The sequence below is a fragment of the Amycolatopsis keratiniphila genome (assembly GCF_000400635.2).
GTDB lineage: Bacteria > Actinomycetota > Actinomycetes > Mycobacteriales > Pseudonocardiaceae > Amycolatopsis > Amycolatopsis keratiniphila.
Map to the genome: position 1 here is coordinate 1879410 of NC_021252.1, position 14073 is coordinate 1893482.

Sequence of the window (14073 nt, forward strand, 5' to 3'; positions counted from 1 at the left end):
CCGAGCCGAGATCCTCAGGACTCGTTCACTGCTTCGGCGACGAAGACATCCGTACCTCAGGCGGACGTAGCGCCGACCCGAGCAGAGCTCCGAAATCTGGTCCTGCTCGACGACCGGGAAGTTCGCATGGCCTACCGGAGCTGATCCCGCCCACGCCTCACGAAGAGTCCGTCGCCGGAACCGATCCGGCGACGCCCGACAAAGCGACGGTCAGCGAAAAGAGCTCACCGGCCAGTCCACTGAGGCGAACGCCCAGCCGTCCAGGCCGCATAGAACTCCCCATGATCCTTCGCCGTCATCAGCAAAGCCTGCGTGATCGCCTCCAGCTCGATGGAACTCCCCAGGTCCATGTCGAGCTCACGCGTCAGCAACACCTTCGTCGTGCTGTACGCCAGAGCCGGTCCATCGGCAAGACGCCGAGCCAACGCGGAAGCCTCCGAAGCCAGCGAATCGTCGGGCACCACTTTCGAAGCCAGGCCGATCGCTTCGGCCCGGGCGGCGTCGATCTTGTCGCCCAGCATCAGCAGTTCCGTCGCCCGGCCGAGCCCGACCAGGCGCGGCAGCAGGTAAGCCGAGCCCATGTCCGCGCCGGCCAGGCCGACCTTCGTGAACAGGAAAGCGAACTTCGCCGACGACGCCAGCAGCCGGAAGTCGCTCGCCAGCGCGATCACCGAGCCCGCGCCCGCGGCCACACCGTTCACCGCGGCGATCACCGGGATGGGGCATTCCCGCAGCGCCTTCACCACCGCGCCGGTCATCCGCGTGAACTCCAGCAGTTCCGCGGACTCCATCTTCTGCAGTTCGCCGATGATCTCTTCGACGTCGCCGCCCGAGCAGAAACCACGCCCCTGCCCGGTGATGACCAGCACTCGGACGTCGCCGCGATGCGGCAATTCGGCCAGCAGGTCACGCAGGTCGGCGTAGCTGTCGAAGGTGAGCGCGTTCAGTTTGTCGGGGCGGTTCAAGGTGACCGTGGCGACGCCGTCGTCCACGGTGAACTCGAAGTGCTCCCAGTCCGTCGTGATCGGCGGCGTGGCGCGGAACGGGCTCATGACTGGATCCCACCTCCATCGAGGACGAGTGTCTGTCCGTTGATCGCGGCGGCTTCGGGCGCCGCGAAGAAGGTCACCGCGTGGGCGACCTCGTCGGGTTCGAGCAGGCGGCCGAGTGGCGACGCGGCGGCGAGGGCGGCTTCCGCGTCGGCTTCGTCGCGGCCGGTCCGTTCCTGGATCCGGGCGACGGAGGCGGCCGTCATGTCCGTGCGCACGAAGGCCGGGCAGACGGCGTTCGCGGTGACACCGGTGCCCGCCAGTTCCGCGGCGGTCGCCCGCATCAGGCCGACGGCGGCGTGCTTCGACGCGGTGTAGCCGGCCGTGTAGCGGTAGCCGATATGCGACGCCGTCGAGGCGACGGTGACGATCCGCCCGGTGTCGCGCGACCGCATGCCGGGCAGGACCGCCCGTGTGCACAGGAAAGCGCCGGTCGCGTTGACCTCGAGCTGGGTTTGCCACTGCTCCAGCGAGGTCTTCGCCAGCGGGGCGCTCGCCGAGATCCCGGCGTTGTTCACCAGCACGTCCACCGGGCCGAGTCCGTCGAAGTACCGCGCGACGGCGTCTTCGTCGGTGACGTCGCAGTCGGCCCGGCCGGGGGCGTGCACCTTGTCGCCGGCGGCCCGGAACCGGGCGGCGATGGCCGCGCCGATCCCGCGGGTCCCGCCGGTGACGACGACGATCCTGCTCACTCTGCCTCCACCCGGCGCAGCGCGCGCCGATCGAGTTTTCCGTTGGCGGTGCGGGGGAGTTCGGTCACGAACACCACCTCGCGCGGGTATTTGTGCTTCGCCAGGTTGGCCCGCGCGTGGTCCTTGAGTTCCTCGGCCGTGACGGAAGCGCCCTCCGTCAGGACGACGCACGCCCGCGGGACGACGAGGCCGTCGACGGTCACGCCCAGCACCGCGCAGTCGACGACGGCGGGATGACCGATGAGACAGTCTTCGATCTCGCTCGGCGCGACGAACACGCCCGACACCTTCAGCAGGTCGTCGGCGCGGCCGTGGTGGTGGAAGTACCCGTCGGTGTCGCGGCTGAACAGGTCGCCGGTGCGCAGGGTGTCGCCGTGGAACGTCCGCGCGGTCTTCTCCGCGTCGCCGTGGTACTCGCGAGCGATGGTCGGGCCGGTCACCTCCAGGGTGCCGATCTCCCCGTCCGGCAACGGATCGCCGCTCTCGTCCAGCACGCGGGCGGTGTAGCCGGGGACCTCGCGGCCGAGGCTGCCGACCCGTTGCGCGCCGGGCACGTTGGACAGGTAGATGTGGTATGCCTCCGACGAGCCGATCCCGTCGATCACCGGGACACCGAACAGGTTGTCCCACTTGCGATGCAACTCGGACGGCAAGGCCTCGCCCGCCGACGTCGCCAGCCGCAGGGAGCTCATGTCCACAGTAGACGCCGCCGGATGGGCGATCATCGCGCTCATCATGGTCGGCACGTTGACCAGGATCGTCGGCCGGTAGCGCTCGATCAGCGAGAACAGCAGGTCGGCGGTGCTGCGCTGCGGGAAGACGATGCCGGACGCGCCCACGCCGAACGGGAACAACGCCGTCAAGTCGCGAGCGTAGCCGAAGAACAGCTTCGGCACGGCCAGCACGCGGTCGTCCTCGCGGAGTCCGAGAACGCCGAGCGCGTACCGGTCGAAGCTTTCCAGCGCGCTGCGCGCGGGGTGCACGCACGCCTTGGGCGCGCCGGTGCTGCCGGTGGTGAACTTCCAGATCGCGACGTCGTCCAGTGTGGTCGGCGCGGCCTCCAGCTCGTCCGATGCCGAGGCGATCAGCGTGGAGAACGAGTGCTCGCCGGGCAGCAACTCCACGTCGCCGACGACCAGCAGGTTCCGTGCCCCGGCTTCGCGCAGCGCGGGCAGCGTCGAGGCGTCCGCGATGACGACGACGGCCTCGGTGTAGCCGAGGTAGTACGCGTAATCCTTGGCCTGCAGGAAGGAATAGACCTCGGCGGTGACCGCGCCGATCTTCTGCGCCGCGTACCAGACGGCCACGAACTCCACGCCGTCGTTCAGCGCCAGCAGGACCCGCTGTCCACTTCGGACACCGAGCTCGCGCAGCACGTTCCCGGCCCGGTTCACCAGCGCACCGAGCTGCGCGTACGTGACTTCCTCGTCGCCGCACAGCAACGCCGTCCGCTGCCCGGGAAGGCGGTCCACGAAATGGGTCGCCAGATTGAAGGTCATACCAGCTCCCGGATCGCTTCGACCAGGATGTCGGTGAGCACCGAGAAGGTCTTCTCGCCTTCTTCGGCGGTCGCCTGGGCGGGGGTCCCGCAGTAGGCCTCGGTCATCCCGGCCGAGGCGAAATCCGTGACCCCGCCGCGTGCCAGGTCGACATGGACCGCGGGCAGTGCGCGCTGGACGGTGGCGTCGACGAGATCCGGCCGGTCGGCGAGCACCAGCGACGTCTCGTACTGCCCGGCGTGGCATTCGCCCGAGCGGAACTCGTCGGTGAGCCGTGCGGCGTACCGGCGGCGGACGAGGTCGACGAAGCCGACGCCCGCCGTCTCCGCCACCCGGCGCAGCACGGCCAGATGTGCCGGTTCGAAATGGTTGTTGACCAGCAGGATCCGGGTGAGTCCCTGTTCGGTGAGGGCGCCGCAGATCTCGGTCAGCAGCGCGTACAGGGTCTCTTCGCCGATCGAGACGCCGCCCGCGAACCCGGCGGCGAACCGCGTCACCCCGTACGGCACCTCGGGCAGGATCAGCACGCGCAAGCCGGGATCGCCGGCCAGCCGCGCGGCGGCACGTTCGCACATCCCGCGCGAGATCAGGGGATCGGTGCCCAGCGGCGCGTGCGGTCCGTGCGGCTCGACGGCGCCCACCGGGAGCAGCAGCACGGGAACGCGCGCGTCGGACGCGAGTGCGGCCACCTGACGCGAGCTCAACTCCGCGAAGTACGTCACTCGAATCAAGCTACACCGCAGCGGCCTGAGGTGTATAGAGTTGCGCTCATGCCCGAATCGGTCCCGCCCCACGGCGACCCAGGTCCCCAGGAGCTGGTGATGACGCTGCTCGGCACCTACGTGTCGCCGCGCGAGAGCCGTCGTGTCTGGTCCGGCGGCCTGGTCGGCGTGCTCGCCGGGCTCGGCTTCTCCGACGGCGCCGCGCGGATCGCGCTGGCCAGGCTCGCCCGCCGCGACCTGCTCGCGCGGCACAAGGCGGGCAGGCTCGTCCACTACTCGCTGACCCGCCGCACGATCGCGCTGCTGGAGGACGGCGACCGCCGGATCTTCTCCCTCGGCAGGCGCGAGCGCGAGGTCGGGCAGTGGACCGTGCTGTGGCAGAGCATCCCGGAAAGCCGCCGTCAGGCCCGAGAGCGGTTGGTGCGGCGGCTGCGCTTCCTCGGGTTCGGTCCGGTCCAGGACGGCACCTGGATCGCGCCGCACGACCGCGAGGCCGAGGTGCTCGCCCTGCTGGCCGAACTGGACGTCGCCGAACACGCCGGGCTGATGCTCGGGAAACCGTCGGCCGGGCTCGACGTCCGGCGGTTCGCCGCGCGGGCGTGGAACCTCGACGGCCTCGCCGCGCGTTACGACGCGTTCGTCCGGGATTTCGGTGGATATTCAGGCGACCTGCCTGACGCCGAGGCGTTCCAGGTCCGAACCTGGCTGACGCACACGTTCCGCGCCTTCCCGTCGCTCGATCCGGAGCTTCCGGTCGGGCTGGTGCCCGCTCCGCCGAGCCGGGCGGCGGCGGTCGAGTTGTTCCACGATCTCTATCAGGCGCTGGCCCCGGCGGCGCAACGCCATTTCGACGAGGTGACAGAAAAGTGAAAGGTGACCGGAAGGGGCTCTTGATCTTTTCGGGGTCGCGCCGTTTTCGGCCGGCAGGCCCCGTGATCGCGATGGCAGGGCGCCGTCGTGGGCAACGTGCGCTGATCGGGAAGAGTGCGCCCTGGCAGCGCGATCACGGTCGGCGCGATATCGATGGAGTGACAGAAAAATGAACGACACTCAGGCCGCATTGAGTTACACGTCCTACCTTTCGCTGGACGAATTGCTGGACGCACAGCATCCGCGGTCCGACGAGCACGACGAATTGCTCTTCATCGTGATCCACCAAGTGTATGAACTTTGGTTCAAACAAGTTCTCCACGAGGCGCTTTACCTGCAGGAGCAACTCGAAGCGGGTAACACCGCTCACGCCGTCCGCACTTTGCGCCGAATCCTGACTATCTTCAAGGTGGTGGTCGCGCAGATCGATGTGCTCGAGACGATGACTCCGAGCCAGTTCACCAGTTTCCGTGCGCGACTCGACGCTTCGAGCGGGTTCCAGTCGGCTCAGTTCCGTGTCCTGGAGGCCGTCCTCGGCCGCCGGGACGAGCGGGTGTTCGCGCATTACCCCGAAGGCGGTGAACAGCGCGCCCAGATCGCGGACGCGATGTCACGGCCGTCGCTCTTCGACTCCTTCGTCACCTACCTCGCGGTGAAGGAGTACGACGTCCCGACCGGGCGCGATGTCACCAAGCCACTCGAACCCTCTCCGGCGCTCCAAGAGGTTCTGTTGCGGGTCTACCGCGACGACACCGGGCCGTCCGTCGTGGCGGAGCACCTGGTCGATCTGGACGAAGGGATGCAGGAGTGGCGGTATCGGCACGTGAAGATGGTCGAGCGCACCATCGGAGACAAGACCGGGACGGGGGGTTCGTCGGGCGCGCACTATCTGCGTACGACGCTTTTCTCCCCGATGTTCCCGGATCTCTGGGCGGTGCGGAGCAGGCTTTGACGAACCTCGACGAACTCCGCCGCGATCCCAACGCGCTCGCGGAGCACTACCAGGCCTTCGGTGTGGCGGACAGGATCCTGCTCACCGGGCACTCACATCAGGCATGGCCGGACGTCGCGCGGGAGGGCCTTCTCGAGGCCTTCGCCGACGCGGCCGAAGAGGTCGACACGAAATGGGACCGTGCCTTCGCGAAGGCCGACGAGATGCGGGCCGGGTTCCGGGCGCTGCTCGGCGACCCGCACGGCGCCATCGCGCTCGGTGCCAGCACCCACGATCTGGTGATCCGGTTCCTCTCGGCGATGGACCTGCCTCGCCGTCCGCGCCTGGTCACCACCGACGGCGAGTTCCACACCCTGCGCCGTCAGCTGGGCAGGCTGGCGGAAGAAGGCGTCGAGGTGGTCCGCGTCCCGGCGGCGCCGGTCGCCACGCTGGCCGAACGTGTCGCGGCCGAGGTCACCGAAGACACCGCCGCCGTACTCGTCTCGGCCGTGCTGTTCGAGACCTCCCGGCTCGTGCCGGGCCTCGCGCATCTCGCCGACGTCTGCCTTTCGAAGTCGGTGAACCTCGTCGTCGACGCCTACCACGCGCTCGGCGTCGTCCCGTTCTCGCTCCACGACCTCGGGCTCACCAACGCCTGGGTGCTCGGCGGCGGGTACAAGTACCTCCAGCTCGGCGAGGGCAACTGCTTCCTGCGGATGCCCGCGCACGCGCAGGAACTGCGGCCGGTCGTCACCGGCTGGTACGCCGAGTTCGGCGCGCTCGCGGACGAGCGCCGTCCCGGCCAGATCGCCTACGCCGCCGGATCGGACAGGTTCGCCGGGGCGACCTACGACCCGACGAGCCACTACCGGGGCGCTCGCGTCTTCCGGTTCTTCGCCGAGCACGGGCTCACGCCCGAATTCCTGCGGGAGGTGTCGCGGCACCAGGTGGGCTTCCTCGCCGAGGGCTTCGACCGGCTCGGGCTGCCCGAAGACGTCATCACCCGCGACAGGGAAACGCCGCTGGACCGCATCGGCGGCTTCCTGTCGCTGAAGTGCGCCGACGCCGGTGCGCTGCAGGCCGCGCTTGCCGAACGCGGCGTCCGGACCGACAGCCGCGGCTCGTACCTGAGGTTCGGGCCGGCGCCGTATCTGTCCGACCGCCAGCTCGATTCCGCGCTCCACGTCCTTCGAGAGGTCGTCAACGGCTGAGACACCTCGCCCCCGGCTTGGCGAACGGACCGGGGCGATCTAGGTTTGCGATGTGGCACCGTCGCCGCCGGACGACCTTCGTCGGAGGCTGTGCCTTGTTGCAGGAACTTCGCACGTGAGCCACAAGCAGCGTGCACTCCAGGACAAGGAGTCACCACAGTGACCGAAGTGTTCGGCCAAGGTACCGGCCATGAACAGGTCGTCTTCTGTCAAGACCAGGCCACCGGCCTGAAGGCCATCATCGGGATCTACTCGACGGCGCTCGGGCCGTCACTGGGCGGGACCCGGTTCTACCCCTACGAATCCGAAGACGCCGCGCTCGCGGACGTCCTCGCGCTGTCGAAGGGGATGGCGTACAAGAACGCGCTCGCCGGGCTGGACCTCGGCGGCGGCAAGGCCGTCATCATCGGCGACCCCCAGAAGCACAAGACCGAAGCGCTGCTTCGCGCCTTCGGCCGGTTCGTCCAGACGTTGGGCGGCCGCTACATCACCGCCTGCGACGTGGGCACCTACGTGCAGGACATGGACATCGTCGCCCGTGAATCGGAGTTCGTCACGGGCCGCTCGCCGGAGAACGGCGGCGCAGGCGACTCCTCGGTGCTCACCGCTTTCGGTACCTACCAGGGCATGCGCGCTTCCGCGGACGCCGTCTGGGGTGTCCCGGAGCTCGCGGGCCGCAAGGTCGGCGTCGCCGGGGTCGGCAAGGTCGGGCACATCCTGGTCGGGCATCTGATCGAGGCGGGCGCGCAGGTGGTCATCACCGACGTCTCGCCCGCGGCGATCGAGCGCACTCGCGCGGCGTACCCCGGGGTCGAGGTCGTCGAAGACCTCGACGCGCTGATCCGCACCGAACTCGACGTCTTCGCGCCGTGCGCGCTGGGTGGGGTGCTCACCGACGAGACCGTCGGCCTGCTCCGCTCCAAGATCGTCTGCGGCGCGGCCAACAACCAGCTCGCGCATCCGGGCGTCGGCAAGCAGCTCGACGACCGCGGCATCCTCTTCGCGCCGGACTACCTGGTCAACGCCGGTGGCGTGATCCAGGTCGACGACGAGCGGCACGACTTCGACTTCGCGCGCGCCAAGCGCAAGACGACGGCCATCTTCGACACCACCAAGGCGGTCTTCGCGCTGGCGAAGGCCGACGGTGTCCCGCCGGCGACGGCGGCGGACCGGCTGGCCGAACGCCGGATGGCCGAGGTCGGCGGGCTGCGGTCGATCCTGACCGTGTAGCTCCCCCGGACGCGGCCCCCTGAACGCCATGAAAGGTCCTTTCCTTGCAAATTTTGCAAGGAAAGGACCTTTCATGGCACTTGGGTGTGCCGGGGACTCAGCCGCTCTTGCGACGGAAGGTGCGCTTGTTCGCCGCCGGACCGTGCGCGTGCAGGTTCTTCCCGCCGCCGTTCTCGTGCGACGAACCGGAGCGGGCCTGAGCCTGCTTGCGCTCCAGGGCCTCGCGGAACTTGCGCTTCGTGTCGTCCTCTTCGCCATCCGCCGGGGACGGTGCGGGTTCAGTCATTCTTACCTCCGAGGTGACGACGTGTGACCACGCCAGCCTGTCAGGAACCGACCGGCTTGGCGAGTCGATTTACGTCACCTGGACGGCGCGGGCAGCTGGACCGGGCCGCCGAACCGGACCCGGTCCCGCAGCAGCGGATGCCAGCAGTGATCGCACAGCAGGATCGGCTTCAGCCGGTTGCCGCAGTCCACATGCTCCAGCGTGATGTCCGGCTCCTGGCCGGGGACCTCGAAACCCCGCGACCATTCGGCGATGAAGGCCAGCGCGGGGAAGAACGCGAGGCCTTTCGCCGTCAGCCGGTAGTCGTGCGCGTCGGTGCGGGTCTTCGCGATCCCGGTCCGCAGCACGCCGACGTCCACGAGTCGCGAAAGCCGCCCTGAGAGCACGCTCGGCCCGATGCCGAGTTCGCGTTCGAACTCCGAGAAGTGCCGTGCCCCGAGCAGCGCGCTCACCACGACCCCGGTCGACCATCGGTCGCCGAGGAGTTCCATGGTGTCCGGGAAGAACATCAGCGGATCGCCCGCGAGGGACTCGGCGTCCTTGCGGCGGAAGCGTTTCGACGCCGTCGCTTCGACGACGCCGGTGTCGTCGAGCCGTCGCGCGCGGACGTCGCGGGCGTCGACCCGGCGTTCGCAGGAGGCGCAGCCGAGCGGCGCCGAGGTGGCCAGTTCGCAGTCGAGATGGATCAGCGTCGGCAGTACGGCGCGCCGTCCCTCGACCCATTCCCGTTCCCACGCCCAGATCGAGATCAGCAGCGGCCACAGATCGAGGCCGCGTTCGGTGAGCCGGTACTCGTGCCGGGTGCGGCGCGCGTCCCGGTACGGCGTGCGGACGAGCACGCCCGCGTCGACCATGTCGCGCAGCCGCCCGGACAACGCGGTGGGGGAGATGCCGAGCCGCAGCCGCAGTTCCTCGTAACGGCGGAAGCGCAGGAAAAGGCTCTGCAGGATCAGCAAGGTCCACTGATCGCCGAGGAGCTCGAGCGCCCGGCGCAGCGGGTCGCCGGCCGGCCGGACGCGGGGCGCCGTCGCCTCTGTCACGTGCTTCCTTCCGAGGGGGAGTCGCGGTCAGCGTACTACTGACTACAGCAGTAGGAGCCTATTGACACCTGACTACAGCAATCGTAGTGTCTCGGCCATGACGAGCACCTCCGAGCAGCCGGTGCTGGTGGCAGCCCCCACCGGCGAACCCGAGGTCAACCCGTACCTGATGGGCGTCTACGCCCCGGTCGGCGAGGAGATCGACGCGAGCGAGCTCGAAATCATCGGCAAGATCCCCGCGGACCTCAACGGCGTGTACCTGCGCAACGGGCCGAACCCCCGGTTCGAGCCGGAGGGGCGCTACCACTGGTTCGACGGCGACGGCATGATCCACGCCGTCCACCTGGAGAACGGCAAGGCCCGCTACCGCAACCGCTGGGTGCGCACCAAGGCGTTCGAGGCCGAATCCGAAGCGGGCAAGGCGCTCTGGAAGGGCGTCATGGAATCGCCCAAGGGCAACCCGTTCGGCAACACGCACGGCCTGAACGTCAAGGACAGCGCCAATACCGACCTGGTCTTCCATCGCGGCAAGGTGCTCTCCACCTGGTACATGTGCGGCACGCCGTACTCGGTCGACCCGCTTTCGCTGGAAACGCTGGGCGCCGAAGACTTCCTGGGCACGCTGGTCGGCGACATGATGGCCCATCCGAAGATCGACGAGCGCACCGGCGAGATGTTCTGGTTCGACTACGGCCCGCGCCCGCCGTACCTGCGCTACGGCGTGATCAGCGCGGACGGCAAGGTCGCGAGCACGACCGACATCGAGCTGCCCGGCCCGCGCCTGCCGCACGACATGGCGATCACCGACAACCACGCCGTCCTGATGGATCTACCGCTGGTCCAGGACAGGGAGGCGGCGCGCAACGGCCGTCACAGGCTGTTGTTCGACCGGTCGCTGCCGAGTCGTTTCGGGGTGCTTCCCCGCTACGGTAACGGTAGCCAGATCCGCTGGTTCGAAGCCAGCCCGTGCTACATCTACCACGTCGTCAATTCCTGGGAGCAGGGCGAGGAAATCGTCCTCGACGTCTGCCGCGTCCAGCGCCCGCAACCGCGCGCCGACGCCCGCACCCCGCTCGCCAAGATGCTGTCGTACCTGCGGTTGGACGCCTCCCTGCACCGCTACCGGTTCAACCTCCGGACCGGGCAGTGCCTGGAGAACCAGCTCGACGACGACAACACCGAATTTCCGTCCGTCGATTCGAGGGTGGTCGGCGGCCGGAATCGCTTCTCCTACGCGGTGCACATCTCGCCGGAGTCGACACTGAAGTTCGACGGCCTGGTGTGCTACGACAATCTTGCCGGCGTCAAGACCGAACACCGTTTCGGTCCTGGCCGGTGGGGCAGTGAGGCGCCGTTCGCACCCCGCGACGGCGCGGCCGCCGGTTCCGCCGACGGCTATCTGGTGACCTTCGTCCAGGACGAGCGTGAGGGGCGCTCGGAGCTGGACGTCTTCGACGCCGCCGATCTCGCTGCCGGACCCGTGGCCAGGGTCCTGTTGCCCCAGCGTGTCCCGCTCGGTTTTCACGCGACCTGGGTACGAGCGGACCAGCTGGAACCTTCCCGTGATCGATGATCCCCGTCGCATTCGCCCACCGGAGGGGTGTGGGCAGGTGTGTCAGGGCCGGAAAGCCGCGTCCGGGTCGCCCCTTCCAGGGGGTGGGGCGACCCGGACGCGGCATCCCGTACGAAACGCCGGGCCGCTCCGGCGAGCGCGCCGACCGCGGTAGCGGAGGCGAACACGGCCGCGGCGAGCCCCGTCTCGGCGGTGAACTGGATCTCGCCGAGCGTTCCGGCGGTGAATCCCGAATGGACACCCCAGGCGACCACCGCCGTCCCGGCGGTCGCGCTCAATCTCGTCGCGACCCCGGTGACGAGTACGACGAAACCCAAAGCCAGCAAGGAAAAGACGTGATGTCGCGCCGAACCGAGGAGTCCGGCCACCGACGCCGCGACGACGACGGAGGCGCAACCGAACGGGAAGCCGAAACACTCGGTTTTCCTCATCCGCCCAGTCAACTCCGCGTCACCGGCCGTGCCGCGGGCGTGAACGCGTTCCCTACGGCCTCGCGCGGAACTTTGACGGAATCCTGACCCCGCTCAGGCTTTCCGCGCGTGCGCGATGATCGCGCCGGCGATCGCGGGCCACAGCTGCCGCGGCAGTTCGTGCCCCATACCGGGGAACAGCAGCAGTTCCGCGTCCGGGATCGCCTCCGCGGTCGCCTTCCCGCCGCTGACGTTGATCAGCGGGTCGCTCTCGCCGTGGATGACGAGCGTGGGGACGTGGACGTCGCGCAGCTTCGCCGTGCGGTCACCCGAAGCGACGACGGCGGCGGCCTGCCGCAGCGCGCCCTCGGGGTGATTCGCGCGGTCGTAGTTGCGAGTGGCCTTCATGCGCAGGAACTCTTCGTCGGACGGGTGACCGGGCGAACCCACGAGCCGGAACCATTCGATGCCGTCTTCGATCGCCTGCGCCCGCGTGGCGGCGGGCGGGCGCGTCAGCCCGGCGAGCGCGGCGGGCTCCGGATGCCCGACCGACGGATCCCCGGTGGTCGACATGATCGACGTGAGGCTGAGCAGCCGCTCCGGCGAGTCGATCGCGAGCTGCTGCACGATCATCCCGCCCATCGACGCGCCGACGACGTGCGCGCGGGCGAATCCGAGCGCGTCGAACAGCCCGGTGACGTCGGCGGCGAGATCGGACAGCAGGTACGGCGCGGAGGTCAGGTCGCCCGCGGCGAGCGCGGCCAGATCCGGTGCGGGGAGATCGTCCAGATAGGACGAGAGGCCGATGTCGCGGTTGTCGAAGCGGACGACGTGGAATCCGCCCTCGGCGAGCAGTTCGCAGAAGCCGATCTCCCACGTCACCATCTGGGCGCCGAGTCCCATCACCAGGACCAGTGGCGGATCCGTGGGGGAGCCGAAGGTGTCGTACTCGAGTTCGAGACCGTTCACACGCGCGCGGGGCATGGCCCGATCCTGCCGGAAGCCCCCGCCGTCCGACCAGCCGAATGCGGATACGGTAGCCCGCATGCCGACTTTCTCCGAAGACGCGGGTTCCCGGCCGAGGTCCCGCGCGGCTTCCGGACGGCCGGCCGTCACCAGGGACCGGATCGTCGACGCCGCGCTGGAGCTGTCGGCCGAGTCGGGCCTGGAGAACTGGACGTTGCGGCAGCTCGCGGCCGCCGTCGACGCCTACCCCGCGGTGGTCTACCACCACGTCGGCGACCGGGACACCGTCGTCGTCGCGGTGCTGGACCGGGTGGTCGGCGAACTGACGCTGCCCGCCGAGACCCTGCCATGGCGTGACTGGTTCGACGAGTTCCTGCCGACGGTGCGGACCGTGCTCCGCCGCTATCCCGGCTCGGCGCGACGCCTGGCCCTGTTCGGCCCGTCGGTCGCCGCCGCCGTGCCGACCATGAACGCCGGGATCGGCCGTCTGCTCTCGGCGGGCTTCGGCGGCGAGGCGCCGTTCGCCTACAACCTGCTGCTGGCCACCGCCTGCCAGTTCGTCGCGATGGAGGACGACCGCGAGAGCGCGATGGCGCTCCAGCTCGACCGATGCGAGGGCTACGCGGCGTACCGCACGCGCGACGATCTGCCCGGGATGGCGGCGCTGGGCGAGTCGGTCGCCGAGCTGGTCGCGGATCCGGACCTCGCGGCCGGTTACTACGAGCGGCTTTACCATTACGCCGTGCAGCGCTGTCTCGACGGTCTCGAACTCCGGCTCACCCAGCTGAACGCAATCGGACGTTTGACAGAGCCCTGACAGGGAATCGGCGTAGTGTGGAGGAATACCGGTGCTCGTCACCGGTCCCGAAGCCCCTGGCACCAACCTCCCCCTCGAGGTGCCGGGGGCTTCTCCCTTCTCAGCCTCGCTGGATCTCGGGGAAGACCTCGCCGACCAGCGTGACCAGAGATTTGCTGAGCAGGGTGTGCACCTGCGCGCGGTCGAGCGCGCCGCGCACGAGCCATTCGCGGCCCGCCGCCTTGACCATCCCGCCGAACGCGCGGACGAGCGCGTTCAGCTCCGGTCCGTGCTCGCTTTCGCGGGAAAGGCCGACGGCTTCGAGCACCCGGTCCGCCGATTCGCGATCGGCCTCTTCGAGGATCCGTTCGACCTCGAGGTCGCGGCCGATGCCCTCCGGCGCGATCGCGGCCAGCCACATCTTCTCCTGGCTGGTGACCATGTCCAGGAACCAGTCGATGGCGACGTCGGCGCGCAGTTCGAGCGGCCCCTCCGGCAGGATCTCGACGGCGAGCCGCGGCACGGTCAGTGCCCGCCGGATGATCTCCAGGTAGAGCTCGCGTTTCGTGCCGAAGTAATGGTTGATCAGCCCCCTGGCGACCCCGGCCTCCGCCGCGATGTCCGAAGTGGACACTTCCGAGTAGGGACGGTCGGAGAAAAGGCGGGCCGCGCAGGCGAAGATCTGCTCCTTGCGCTCGTCCGGTTCCAGTCTCCGCCATCTCGGCGCCGGCTCGGTGGTCATGCGGTCAATCTTCCCACGATCGATTCAGCCCGGCCGGACAACGGCTCTGGATCCCT

15 protein-coding genes are annotated in these 14073 nt (G+C 69.1%); 6 read left to right on the top strand and 9 right to left on the bottom strand.

Translation table 11 applies throughout. From position 1 onward, the window contains the following. Positions 1-224: 224 nt before the first annotated feature. From AORI_RS49780 to AORI_RS49795, 4 genes are read right to left on the bottom strand one after another with little or no spacing between them, the layout of a single operon-like run. A complete protein-coding gene (locus AORI_RS49780; RefSeq protein WP_016332149.1) occupies positions 225-1052 on the bottom strand; it encodes an enoyl-CoA hydratase family protein in 828 nt (275 codons plus the stop codon). Further along, on the bottom strand, positions 1049-1741 hold the full coding sequence (locus AORI_RS49785; protein ID WP_016332150.1) for an SDR family NAD(P)-dependent oxidoreductase: 693 nt from the start codon (positions 1739-1741) through the stop codon (positions 1049-1051). Before AORI_RS49785 ends, AORI_RS49780 begins: the two co-directional genes overlap by 4 nt. Further along, positions 1738-3240, bottom strand: a complete 1503-nt coding sequence (locus tag AORI_RS49790) for a benzoate-CoA ligase family protein (RefSeq protein ID WP_016332151.1) — start codon at positions 3238-3240, stop codon at positions 1738-1740. The genes AORI_RS49785 and AORI_RS49790 overlap by 4 nt, the downstream gene beginning before the upstream one ends. Then, entirely contained in the window at positions 3237-3962 is a 726-nt protein-coding gene (locus tag AORI_RS49795; protein WP_016332152.1) for a creatininase family protein, read from the bottom strand. The genes AORI_RS49790 and AORI_RS49795 overlap by 4 nt, the downstream gene beginning before the upstream one ends. 48 nt (positions 3963-4010) lie before the next feature. Between AORI_RS49795 and AORI_RS49800 the strand changes: the two genes are divergently transcribed. The 4 genes from AORI_RS49800 to AORI_RS49815 all read left to right on the top strand — a co-directional run bounded on the left by AORI_RS49800 (position 4011) and on the right by AORI_RS49815 (position 8204). Next, the gene (locus AORI_RS49800) at positions 4011-4832 is read left to right on the top strand and encodes a PaaX family transcriptional regulator (protein ID WP_016332153.1); all 822 of its coding nucleotides are present in this window, start codon (positions 4011-4013) and stop codon (positions 4830-4832) included. 169 nt (positions 4833-5001) lie between these two features. Then, positions 5002-5784 (top strand): tryptophan 2,3-dioxygenase, encoded by a 783-nt coding sequence (locus AORI_RS49805; RefSeq protein ID WP_016332154.1) that lies wholly within the window; start codon positions 5002-5004, stop codon positions 5782-5784. Beyond that, positions 5781-6974, top strand: coding sequence for a PLP-dependent aminotransferase family protein (locus AORI_RS49810; RefSeq protein WP_016332155.1), 1194 nt, complete (start codon positions 5781-5783; stop codon positions 6972-6974). The genes AORI_RS49805 and AORI_RS49810 overlap by 4 nt, the downstream gene beginning before the upstream one ends. 159 nt (positions 6975-7133) lie before the next feature. Continuing rightward, positions 7134-8204: a Glu/Leu/Phe/Val family dehydrogenase gene (locus tag AORI_RS49815; protein WP_016332156.1), complete on the top strand. Its 1071-nt coding sequence runs from the start codon at positions 7134-7136 to the stop codon at positions 8202-8204. A 97-nt stretch (positions 8205-8301) separates the two neighbouring features. Here the strand turns inward: AORI_RS49815 and AORI_RS49820 are convergent, their stop codons facing one another. Beyond that, the gene (locus AORI_RS49820) at positions 8302-8490 is read right to left on the bottom strand and encodes a DUF5302 domain-containing protein (RefSeq protein ID WP_016332157.1); all 189 of its coding nucleotides are present in this window, start codon (positions 8488-8490) and stop codon (positions 8302-8304) included. A 74-nt stretch (positions 8491-8564) separates the two neighbouring features. Then, entirely contained in the window at positions 8565-9530 is a 966-nt protein-coding gene (locus AORI_RS49825) for a winged helix-turn-helix transcriptional regulator (RefSeq protein WP_016332158.1), read from the bottom strand. A 97-nt stretch (positions 9531-9627) separates the two neighbouring features. On the opposite strand from AORI_RS49825, the gene AORI_RS49830 reads away from it, so the two are divergent. Further along, a complete protein-coding gene (locus AORI_RS49830) occupies positions 9628-11103 on the top strand; it encodes a carotenoid oxygenase family protein (RefSeq protein WP_016332159.1) in 1476 nt (491 codons plus the stop codon). Here AORI_RS49830 and AORI_RS82380 read toward each other — a convergent pair. Both AORI_RS82380 and AORI_RS49840 read right to left on the bottom strand, forming a co-directional pair. Further along, positions 11052-11534 (bottom strand): hypothetical protein, encoded by a 483-nt coding sequence (locus tag AORI_RS82380; RefSeq protein ID WP_051552885.1) that lies wholly within the window; start codon positions 11532-11534, stop codon positions 11052-11054. The genes AORI_RS49830 and AORI_RS82380 overlap by 52 nt on opposite strands. Positions 11535-11627: 93 nt before the next feature. Next, the gene (locus AORI_RS49840) at positions 11628-12497 is read right to left on the bottom strand and encodes an alpha/beta fold hydrolase (protein WP_016332161.1); all 870 of its coding nucleotides are present in this window, start codon (positions 12495-12497) and stop codon (positions 11628-11630) included. Positions 12498-12558: 61 nt separating this feature from the next. On the opposite strand from AORI_RS49840, the gene AORI_RS49845 reads away from it, so the two are divergent. Next, positions 12559-13296 carry a TetR/AcrR family transcriptional regulator gene (locus AORI_RS49845; protein ID WP_016332162.1) on the top strand — a complete coding sequence of 246 codons (738 nt, stop codon included), beginning with the start codon at positions 12559-12561 and terminating at the stop codon, positions 13294-13296. 100 nt (positions 13297-13396) lie between these two features. Here AORI_RS49845 and AORI_RS49850 read toward each other — a convergent pair whose 3' ends face one another. Then, entirely contained in the window at positions 13397-14017 is a 621-nt protein-coding gene (locus AORI_RS49850; RefSeq protein WP_016332163.1) for a TetR/AcrR family transcriptional regulator, read from the bottom strand. Between the last annotated feature and the right edge of the window lie 56 nt (positions 14018-14073).